The following is a 9277-nucleotide window of genomic DNA, read 5'->3' as shown; positions in this document are numbered from 1 at the left end:
TCCCTGGTCACTGGGAAGGTGATCTGATCCAGGGCTCGAAAAACTCCTATATTATCACCCTCGTAGAACGCCATTCCCGCTTTGTTATGTTAGCCAAAATCAGGGACAACAAGACCATAACGGTTATATCTGCACTCATCAGACAAGCCGTATTTTTTATAAGGAGATGCAGGGCTCAGCGTGGCAGGAAGTCGGCTCACCCTGCCTGGGGTTCTCGCGAAAACGCACTGATTACTTTGCTTACTGCAGAAATAATCGTCGCAGTGGCTCTCAGCAGTATTATGGTAATGATAATTGCAGGCACCTGATAAATGGTTTAATCAGGCCCGCCTTACAGCGGGCATTGGCGGATTAGATGTGGCTGCCGATCGAAAGGCAACCCGTAAGCATCATAAGTGCTGAACCCGTAATAAAAAGAACGAGATAACGCATAAAACACCCTCAGAATAATGAAACACAACCGGTCAACAGAAACGACCCAAGCACGGCGGTGATAATTAACAGAACACGATGTGACATTACAAACACCCCTTAAATGAACTGTACGGTTTAGTTTATATTTAATGCAGGCTATGTCAATCAGATACTGCGCCACCTCTGCACTAAATTTTCGCAGAGTCGGCCTTTTGCCCTGCGCCGTTTACAAACAGGTCAACCGCGCTTGTGACCATCACGCGCACTTCGTTTTCCGTATAGTCAGGAGTCTTACGCATGAGGAAAAGTTCGTCGGCTTCAGCCTTTACCAGAGCAGAAAACTGTTTCGCTCTCAGCGTTGGGTTACTTCCGGTTAAGTCTCCTTTACCCATATGGTACTCCATCACCCCGGTCAACGCGCTCATACTCTCGCGCACGCCCGACTCGTAAAAAAGCTCTCCTATATCAGAATGGCCCGCCTCACCAACGACCATCCGGTAAAGCTGCAAAGCTTTCCAGTCAGATGTCATCACACCCAGCATTCCCTCGCCAAAACGCTGTAACTTCTCAGATAATGTGAATAAGTCGTTATCGCTGGCTTTTAGCTCACTTGCTGCTCCCATGAGATAATTAGTGCTGTACGTCCTGACTACCGCCTCAAAAAGTCTCTCTTTAGAGGGGAAATAATTATAAAGCGTGGCTTTGGAGCAGCCGGCTTTTTTCGCAACACCGTCCATAGACGCTCGCTCGAACCCCTGTTCGAGAAATACGGCCGAAGCGGAGTTAAGAATTTCATTTTTCTTCTGTTCAGTCAGCATGCGCATTCATATCTCCTTTTCATAACCACAATCATAACAAAACTGAGCAGTTCATTAAAGGTGGGTAAAAACTTTGGGCATCTGGCAGATAAGCACCGGCATTCATATTCAGTGCGTCGATATATGAATATGCCCGAATGGCGCTCTGTTAAATGAATGAGTATGCAAAACCCGGTATGAGCGATGAGCGGATACTGGCGTGAAAGGCTTAACCGGTCCAGGGTATAACTGATACCTTCAGCACGTAATCATTGCCGAATGTTGTGCTGAACGCTATTCCTTAAACTGATCCTTTAGATTCCAGAAATCCCTGTCAGCCCAGAATGAGGCCTGCGAAGTGGACTGTTATCGTGCATTTTATATTTCTCATTCAGCCTGTTTCAGACATCAGCAACCTGCTCAGGGGAAGCGTTGAGAAGCCCTCTTAATATGATATCGGCATGGCTTTTTGCTAAAGACTCCAGATCGGGCCGCAGTTCACTGTCTTCATCAAAAATTTCCCGAAAAAGAGTGGCTGTGACCATCGGTCCCACGATGGACATCGCCTGAAGTCGTGGGTTTCCCTTCCTGGTCACACTAAAGAAAATACAACCACCACCTAAAAATTGATAAATTATTTTCTTATTTACACATAAGGCATGTAATTTTTTTATTAAACTTCAATATACTTTGGGGTTTAAGGGATCGTTCATATTCACTCATTGTGCTGCAAATCATCATTAGAGCTTAATAAAAGGCTGTTCCTCGGCACTTTTTTATAAACCACCAGATACACTGTGGCCTGCTCCCCGCAGATTAGTACATCCCGATGTTAGCAAGGTCCGATTTTGGCACAGAGCGGACATTGAAATCCATGCCGCAGGGTCCACTTTGAGCAAATAGAACGCGTTACGTTTCACCTGTTTTAAACATAACATCCCGTCGGTCATTGTGCTTATGACCCGGCGGCCTGCCTCATCCGGACAGTATATTGCCGGTAAAACCTGCATGTATCAGAGGCCAGTCAGATGGGCTGATTTTGCTTTCTGTGTGGCCCCGGACGGCCAAATAGAAAGCCCTGCAGCAGTCCGCAACCGGATGCTCTGAGCCATTCCGCCTGCTCTTCTTTCTCAACGCCTTCGACCACCACTTCCCGCAGAGCTGCGCGACATCTGCGATCTCAGCACACTGAAGCTGGAATCCGGCTCGTTCGTTGAGGATGATTTGCGCCAGTATTTCAGCGACGTGCTTTACAGCCTGAAAACCACAGCCGGTGAGGGTTATGTTCACGTGCTCATCGAGCATCAGTCCTCGCCCGACAAACACATGGCCTTTCGCCTGGTGCGCTATGCCGTTGCTGCCATGCAGCGGCACCTTGAGGCGGGGCATAAAAAGTTGCCACTGGTGATACCCGTGCTGTTCTATACGGGCAAACGCAGCCCGTATCCGTACTCCACCCGGTGGCTGGATGAGTTTGACGACCCGGAACTGGCAGGCAGGCTCTACAGCCAGGCTTTCCCGCTGGTTGACGTTACCGTCATTCCGGATGATGAAATCGCCGGCCACCGCAGCATGGCCGCCCTGACCCTGCTGCAGAAGCACATCCATCAGCGGGACCTGGCAGAACTGACCGATCGGCTGGCCCCAATTCTGCTGGCCGGCTATCTGTCTTCATCACAGGTGATATCGCTGGTACACTATATTGTACAGGCAGGCGAATCAGCCGACGCCGAAGCCTTTGTACGCGAACTGGCTCAGCGTGTGCCGCAACACGGAGACGCACTTATGACCATCGCACAGCAGCTTGAGCAGAAGGGCATTGAGAAGGGTATTGAGAAGGGTATTGAGAAGGGCAGGGCAGAAGGCCTTAAGCTCGGCGAACAGCGCGGCATTGAAAAAGGCCGCACTGAAGGCGAGCGTGAAACCACTCTGAAAATTGCCCGCACCATGCTGCAGAACGGCATCGACCGTAATACCGTCATGAAAATGACCGGCCTGACCGAAGACGACCTGGCACAAATCCGCCACTGACTTATTCAGCGGCCACGGCAGCCGCGCTGCTGAGCCGCCACGTGCAGCCGCCCAGGGAGTCATTCCCCCATCGCTCCGTCACACACAGGTCACCCTGCACCTTCAGAAACATCACGGGCTTCAGCACGATTTCGTCAGGAATGAGGCCCCCGTAGTGCCTTACCAGCACCTTTCCCTCGCTGTACCCGGAACAGCCCGCCCGCGGTTAAAAGCCCGGATGCATTTGTGCGGGTGCGCCCTGAGCATCTGCAGTATCGCTTCACGCTCCATCATTCACTCCTTTGCGTCAGACATCCACTGTAGTCAGTAAATGCCGTTATTCCGGTCAGCTGAAGACATCATTCGCTGCATCGATCTTTGCTATACGGCTGCTTAGTCAGGTTTTTCTTGGGTCAGATATAAGGGACGAGACGGGCCACTTGCCATCTAGAGCGGTTAAAGATCGTTCCAGCCCCTTTACGCGGCAGGTCAAGCTGGTACGGTACAGAGAAAATTCGCTGACGCTGGCACTCAGGGCGCAGGTCAGGCGGAACAGGTTATTCATAGACACAGGCTATCATCCAATGAAAAAAACAGTCTGACCGCCTTAGTGCGCGGTGATGCCCAGCTTTTTCATTCTGGATAATAGCGTGGTGCGTTTAAGCCCTAGTCGGAGTGCGGCACCGTGCGGTCCGGCAACGACACCATTGGTTTCTTTCAGCACGTCAATAATGTGCTGGCGTTCATCCTCTTCATGCATTGAAGAAAATGATGTGAGCGGTGGCGCGCTTACCGCGACCCTTGCCGCAGCGAGGGGGAATGGATAATTTAATTCGTCCGGTTGCATCTCCAGTACGGTTCCGCGCGTCAGCAACACTGCCCGCTCAATCACATTTTCCAGTTCACGCACATTTCCCGGCCAAGGCATACGACTCAGCATACGCAACGTTTCTGCAGGAATACTGTCGATAGTGCGCTTCATCCGTTTCGCAATTTTACCGGTGAGGAATTTTACCAGTTGCGGAATATCCTCCGGGCGCTCGCGTAGAGGCGGGATCACAATCGGGAACACGTTAAGCCGGTAATAGAGATCACTGCGAAATTCTTTATCAGCGACCATCTGTTTCAGGTCACGGTTAGTGGCGGCGATCATCCGCACATTGACAGAAATCAGCTTGTTACCGCCTACCCGCTCGAACTCCTGCTCCTGCAAAATACGCAGCAGTTTAGGTTGCAGCTCCAGTGGGATCTCACCGACTTCATCAAGAAATAAGGTCCCCTGATCGGCCAGCTCAAAGCGCCCCATTCTTTGCGCCGTTGCGCCCGTAAAGGCGCCTTTTTCGTGACCAAACAGGTCGCTTTCCATCAGCCCGGCAGGCATCGCTGCACAGTTCATTTTTACCATCCGTCGATCGCGACGATCGCCAAGATTATGAATTGCGCGTGCAATCAGCTCCTTACCGGTTCCGGTTTCTCCCAGGATCAGTACCGAGCAGTCACTTTTCGCCACAATCTCTACCTGTTTCAGCACGGCAGACATACCCGGACTTCGCCCAACAATGTCAGTAAAATCAGCGTGATGATTGTTAATCTGCTCGGTCAGATAGAGATTTTCATGCTGTAACTTTTCTTTCAGACTTTTGATTTCCTGATAGGCCAGCGCATTATCCACCGCGATGGCGATACGTTCGGCGATCTGCTGCAATACCCGCAGGTTGGTTGAATTAAAGTTATCCGGCAGAAAGCGCGCCAGCTTTAATACCCCCAGCGTTTTGTGGCCGAAGCGCAGGGGCAACACACACAGCGTTTTACTCTGTTCACGCCACAGCAGATGGAACAGCGTACTGGTACTCCCCTCCTTTTTATCATCCGGATGCTCGCTGGTCAGCAGCATTTCACCGCTTTTCATCACCTGCTGTTCCGGCGTGCCTGCCAGCGCTATACGCGATTGCTCGCGTTCGGCAACATGGCTCTGGACATAATGCGTGGCATAGACGCTCGCCTCTGCGCTCTCCTTATCGGCATCACACAACACAATGCTGATGGCATTGATATGAAAGAAATGGTGAATGGTTTTGGCAATTTCGCCGGTCAGCTCGTCGAGATCTAATTTTGACAGCACAGCATTGGTGATATCGACCAGAATACGAAAGTCATCGCGCTCGTGGCGCAGCAGGGATTGCTGGTGGAGTGCGTTTTCACGTAACTGAATTTGTTCGACCGCAATCGCCGCCAGGGTGCAAAGCTCAGACAGGCCGCTTTTGTCCTCTTCACTGAACGGCGTCGGCGGCAGGCGAGTAAACTCACAGCCGCCCAGTAATCCCTCCGATCCCAGTAGAGGGACCAGACAATAGTGGTTAAAGGGTGGATAGAGGTTCAGTGCCGCCAGTTGCGGATAGCGACGATGCAACGCGTCACTGCGCCAGACCTGCGTTTCAGGATTGTGCAGCAGCGCATGCACCGGGCCGGTTGCCAGTAACGTTTCATCCTGGTAAATGACCCCCTGATGATGCGAATCGAGACCGTAAAAACTGACGCGTTCACTGTTACTGGCGAACAGTACCAGCGTTACACTCTCCGCAATACCGGCGGTCTGGATCATCTGCGTCAGGGTTTCAAGCAGTGACGTCATGGTCTGTTGCACCAGTAAGGTGCGCGTCAGTTCCAGTAATCCCTGGTGTTTTATGCTGCTCATGGTTGCACTCTGCATACATTAGCTCTGGATAAAGTTGCCTGAAAATTTTGCTCATTTGAGCGGCCGACCGCAGTTGAAGTTTACGCCTGTCAATTTCGTCATCGCCCTGATGAGATCAACAAATGCGAGGTAAGGGTTCCGCATGCGGCAACGTGAGCTGCCGTGTCACGTCCAGTGTGCCGCGCAGACAGACCTGAGGGTCCTGCGTCACGTCGCCAATGGTTGTGGCATCTCCCCCCAGTGGATGGTTGCGCATCAGCGCAAGCACCGCCTCTTCGGCATGCGCAGCGACTACCGCCACCACCTTGCCTTCATTGGCGAAGTTCAGCGGTTCCAGCCCCAGCAGTTCACAAAGGCCACGCACCGCGGGTTTCACCGGCAATGCTTGCTCGTCGATGCAGATGCCCAATCCACTGGCCGCACTGAACTCATGCAAAATGGCATTCACGCCACCGCGGGTGGCATCACGTAAAGCATGGATACCCACAAGCGATCGCAGCGGCGCAATCATCGGCGCCAGCACCGCGCAGTCACTCTCCACGCCCAGATCCATGCCCAGCTTTTCACGCAGGTTAAGGATCGCCGCACCGTGATCGCCGAGCGTACCGCTGACGATCACTTTATCTCCCGCTTTTATTGCGCGGGCGGACCAGTTGACGGCGTCCGGGATGACGCCTATCCCGGCTGTATTAATAAAAATTTTATCGGCTGCGCCACGTTGCACCACTTTAGTATCGCCGGTCACAATCGCCATGCCGGCATCGCGCGCAGTCTGCGCCATCAGGCTGACTATCTTCTGTAACTCAACCAGGGGAAAGCCCTCTTCCAGAATAAAGCCGCACGAGAGCCAGCCAGGTGTAGCACCGCTGACCGCCAGATCGTTAGCCGTTCCACATACCGCCAGCTTGCCGATGTTACCGCCGGGGAAAAAAACCGGATCGATCACGTAGCTGTCAGTGGTAAACGCCAGCCGGTCACCCTGCGCACTCAGACTGGCAAGCGACAACTGCGCGCCATCTTCCCGTTGATTGAGCCAGCGATTGTCGAAGGCGCGGAGAAATAGCTGATCGATAAGCTGCTGCATCGCGCGCCCCCCGCTGCCATGCGCCATGGTAACGACGTCTTTAGCCTCATTCATCCTGACTGACCTTCTGTTGTTGTTTATGCTGTGGCTGGCTGGCAATGGCCGCCTCCTGATGCCGGTACTGAAACCATGCCGCACACGCCCCTTCAGAGGAGACCATCAGCGCGCCGAAGGCATTGTGCGGCGTACAGCCAGTGCCAAACAGCGGGCATTGATGCGGTTTACAACGCCCGGTCAGTACCTCACCGCAACGGGAACGGGGATCGTCCGCTACCGGCTGCGCCTGCGGGCTGAACCTATGCTCTGCATCAAACGTCGCATAGGCAGATGTCAGAGAAATACCTGAGCATTCAATCATCCCCAGTCCGCGCCACTCGCTACTGCCAGCCAGCGTAAACACCTCTCGTATCGCTTTCTGAGCCAGCAGGTTACCCTGCTCTGGCACGACGCGGCGGTACTGGTTTTCCGTTTTACACGATGCCTCGCAAACCTGTTTCACCAGCATCAGCACGCTTTGCAGCATATCGAGAGGTTCAAAGCCGCTGATCACCAGCGATTTGCCAAATTCCTGATTGATAAAATGATAAGGTGCGGCGCCAGTAATCATGCTGACGTGGCCGGGAGCCAGAAAGGCATCAATCCGCACATCATCCTGTGAGAGCAGGCTGCGCAGGGTGGGCATCAGACTGATGTGCTGACAGAAGATGCTGAAATTGGTCAGCCGTTCACGCCGCGCCTGTTGCAGCGTCACGGCAGTCACTGGCTGCGTGGTTTCAAAGCCGAGGGCAAAAAATACTACCTGCCGCGCCGGGTTCTCACGTGCCAGTCTCAGCCCATCCAGCGGTGAATAGACCACCCGTATATCCGCGCCCCGTTCACGCGCCTGCGCCAGAGATCCGTGCTGCCCCGGCACGCGCAGCGCATCACCAAAGGTACAAAAAATCACCTCAGGATGTGCGGCAATCTCACAACAGGCATCGATGCGCCCCATAGGCAAGACACAGACCGGGCAGCCCGGTCCGTGGATAAACTCCAGCTGGGGCGGCAGCAGTTTGTCCAGACCGAATTTGAAAATAGCGTGGGTATGACCACCACAGACTTCCATAATCTGCAGCGGTTTGTCGGCGGTATACGGCAGTAATCCCGCCCGCTGGTGCAACTGTTCAAGCAGCGTTTTCGCCAGTTGCGGATCCCGGAACTCATCAACAAAACGCATTATCTTTCCTCTCCTCCGCGCAGGAAAAGAGCAACATCAGTTTCCACTTCGCCCATCGCATGCAGTGCGGCCAAGGTTTGCCGGGCTTCACGCTCATCCAGTCTGCTTAAGGCGAACCCGACATGGATTAACACCCAGCAACCGACCAGCGCTGCAGGTTCATCTTCACAGACCAGCGCAATATTGACTTCACGGCGCAGACCGCAGACCTCGGCCCACGCGTGATCACCCTGCTTTTCATGCAGCGCAATGATCTGTCCGGGAATGCCTATGCACATCGTTGCTGCTCCAGCCAGGCCAGCCACTGATCCATCCCGGCGCCGGTGGTGGCTGACAGGGCAATCACCTCAATCCGGGGATTGACCTGTCGCGCATAAGCGATACAGGTGTCGACGTCAAAGCTGACGTACGGCAGCAGATCAATTTTATTGAGGATCATTAGCCCGGAGACGACAAACATATCGGGGTATTTCAGCGGTTTGTCTTCGCCTTCGGTCACCGAAAGCACCGCTATTTTGTGTCGCTCGCCAAGATCAAAACTGGCCGGACAGACCAGATTGCCGACATTCTCAATAAACAGCAGGCTGTTTTTAGCGGGCGACAACTGATGCAGCGCATCGTGAATCATTTGCGCATCCAGATGACATCCTCTTCCGGTATTTACCTGAATGGCCGCCACACCAGTCGCGCGGATTCGGTCTGCGTCGCGGGTTGTCTGCTGGTCTCCTTCAATTACCGCACACTCCACACTGGATGCCAGCTGGGTCAGGGTGCGGGTCAGCAAGGTGGTTTTACCGGAGCCGGGACTGGAAACCAGATTGAGTGCCAGAATGCCCGCAGCAGCAAAATGTTCACGGTTGTGGCCGGCAATATGGTTATTCTTCGCCAGCACGTCCATTTCGATATCTACCAGCCGGCGTGCTGCAAACGGCAACCTGTCGCGATTATCCGAGGAATGAGGGTGGAAATGATGATCGCCGCTGCTTGTCCCTTCAATTCGCTGGTCGCCACTGGCACAACCACAGATACTGCACATAACCTTCTCCCGGGACACATTGAGT

9 protein-coding genes and 1 pseudogene are annotated in these 9277 nt (G+C 53.4%); 2 read left to right on the top strand and 8 right to left on the bottom strand.

The window, feature by feature from the left end; all coding sequences use genetic code 11:
* Nucleotides 1-149 (top strand): annotated as a pseudogene (locus GS12_RS24370) (IS30 family transposase); the annotation flags it as partial.
* Between the two features lie 453 nt (nt 150-602).
* On the opposite strand, the gene GS12_RS16275 reads toward GS12_RS24370, so the two are convergent.
* From GS12_RS16275 to GS12_RS23470, 3 genes are all read right to left on the bottom strand, one after another.
* A complete protein-coding gene (locus tag GS12_RS16275) occupies nt 603-1238 on the bottom strand; it encodes a TetR/AcrR family transcriptional regulator (RefSeq protein WP_017802646.1) in 636 nt (211 codons plus the stop codon).
* 374 nt (nt 1239-1612) lie between these two features.
* Nucleotides 1613-1774, bottom strand: a complete 162-nt coding sequence (locus GS12_RS24645) for a hypothetical protein (RefSeq protein WP_017802645.1) — start codon at nt 1772-1774, stop codon at nt 1613-1615.
* 461 nt (nt 1775-2235) lie between these two features.
* Nucleotides 2236-2358 carry an EAL domain-containing protein gene (locus tag GS12_RS23470; RefSeq protein WP_235421195.1) on the bottom strand — a complete coding sequence of 41 codons (123 nt, stop codon included), beginning with the start codon at nt 2356-2358 and terminating at the stop codon, nt 2236-2238.
* Here GS12_RS23470 and GS12_RS16270 point away from each other — a divergent pair.
* Nucleotides 2322-3242 carry an Rpn family recombination-promoting nuclease/putative transposase gene (locus GS12_RS16270; RefSeq protein WP_051050850.1) on the top strand — a complete coding sequence of 307 codons (921 nt, stop codon included), beginning with the start codon at nt 2322-2324 and terminating at the stop codon, nt 3240-3242. The genes GS12_RS23470 and GS12_RS16270 overlap by 37 nt on opposite strands.
* Nucleotides 3243-3828: 586 nt before the next feature.
* Here the strand turns inward: GS12_RS16270 and flhA are convergent.
* The 5 genes from flhA to hypB form a co-directional block, all read right to left on the bottom strand.
* Entirely contained in the window at nt 3829-5916 is a 2088-nt protein-coding gene (flhA, locus tag GS12_RS16265) for a formate hydrogenlyase transcriptional activator FlhA (RefSeq protein WP_017802642.1), read from the bottom strand.
* Between the two features lie 115 nt (nt 5917-6031).
* Nucleotides 6032-7054 (bottom strand): hydrogenase expression/formation protein HypE, encoded by a 1023-nt coding sequence (gene hypE / locus GS12_RS16260; RefSeq protein ID WP_017802641.1) that lies wholly within the window; start codon nt 7052-7054, stop codon nt 6032-6034.
* Complete coding sequence (gene hypD / locus GS12_RS16255) at nt 7047-8216, bottom strand: hydrogenase formation protein HypD (RefSeq protein ID WP_017802640.1); 1170 nt, start codon at nt 8214-8216, stop codon at nt 7047-7049. Before hypD ends, hypE begins: the two co-directional genes overlap by 8 nt.
* Entirely contained in the window at nt 8216-8494 is a 279-nt protein-coding gene (gene hypC, locus GS12_RS16250; protein WP_017802639.1) for a HypC/HybG/HupF family hydrogenase formation chaperone, read from the bottom strand. The genes hypD and hypC overlap by 1 nt, the downstream gene beginning before the upstream one ends.
* The gene (hypB, locus tag GS12_RS16245; RefSeq protein WP_072016909.1) at nt 8485-9252 is read right to left on the bottom strand and encodes a hydrogenase nickel incorporation protein HypB; all 768 of its coding nucleotides are present in this window, start codon (nt 9250-9252) and stop codon (nt 8485-8487) included. The genes hypC and hypB overlap by 10 nt, the downstream gene beginning before the upstream one ends.
* Nucleotides 9253-9277 lie beyond the last annotated feature (25 nt).

Source organism: Erwinia oleae, assembly GCF_000770305.1.
Lineage (GTDB): Bacteria > Pseudomonadota > Gammaproteobacteria > Enterobacterales > Enterobacteriaceae > Erwinia > Erwinia oleae.
The sequence above is the reverse complement of the archived record's forward strand: the minus strand, read 5'-3'. Positions and strand labels throughout refer to the sequence as shown.

Bases quoted from the DNA above. Each gene is read 5' to 3' on its own strand.
- GS12_RS16275 (WP_017802646.1), bottom strand. From the start codon at position 1,238: ATGCGCATGCTGACTGAACAGAAGAAAAATGAAATTCTTAACTCCGCT.
- GS12_RS24645 (WP_017802645.1), bottom strand. From the start codon at position 1,774: ATGTCCATCGTGGGACCGATGGTCACAGCCACTCTTTTTCGGGAAATT.
- flhA (WP_017802642.1), bottom strand. From the start codon at position 5,916: ATGAGCAGCATAAAACACCAGGGATTACTGGAACTGACGCGCACCTTA.
- hypE (WP_017802641.1), bottom strand. From the start codon at position 7,054: ATGAATGAGGCTAAAGACGTCGTTACCATGGCGCATGGCAGCGGGGGG.
- hypD (WP_017802640.1), bottom strand. From the start codon at position 8,216: ATGCGTTTTGTTGATGAGTTCCGGGATCCGCAACTGGCGAAAACGCTG.
- hypC (WP_017802639.1), bottom strand. From the start codon at position 8,494: ATGTGCATAGGCATTCCCGGACAGATCATTGCGCTGCATGAAAAGCAG.
- hypB (WP_072016909.1), bottom strand. From the start codon at position 9,252: ATGTGCAGTATCTGTGGTTGTGCCAGTGGCGACCAGCGAATTGAAGGG.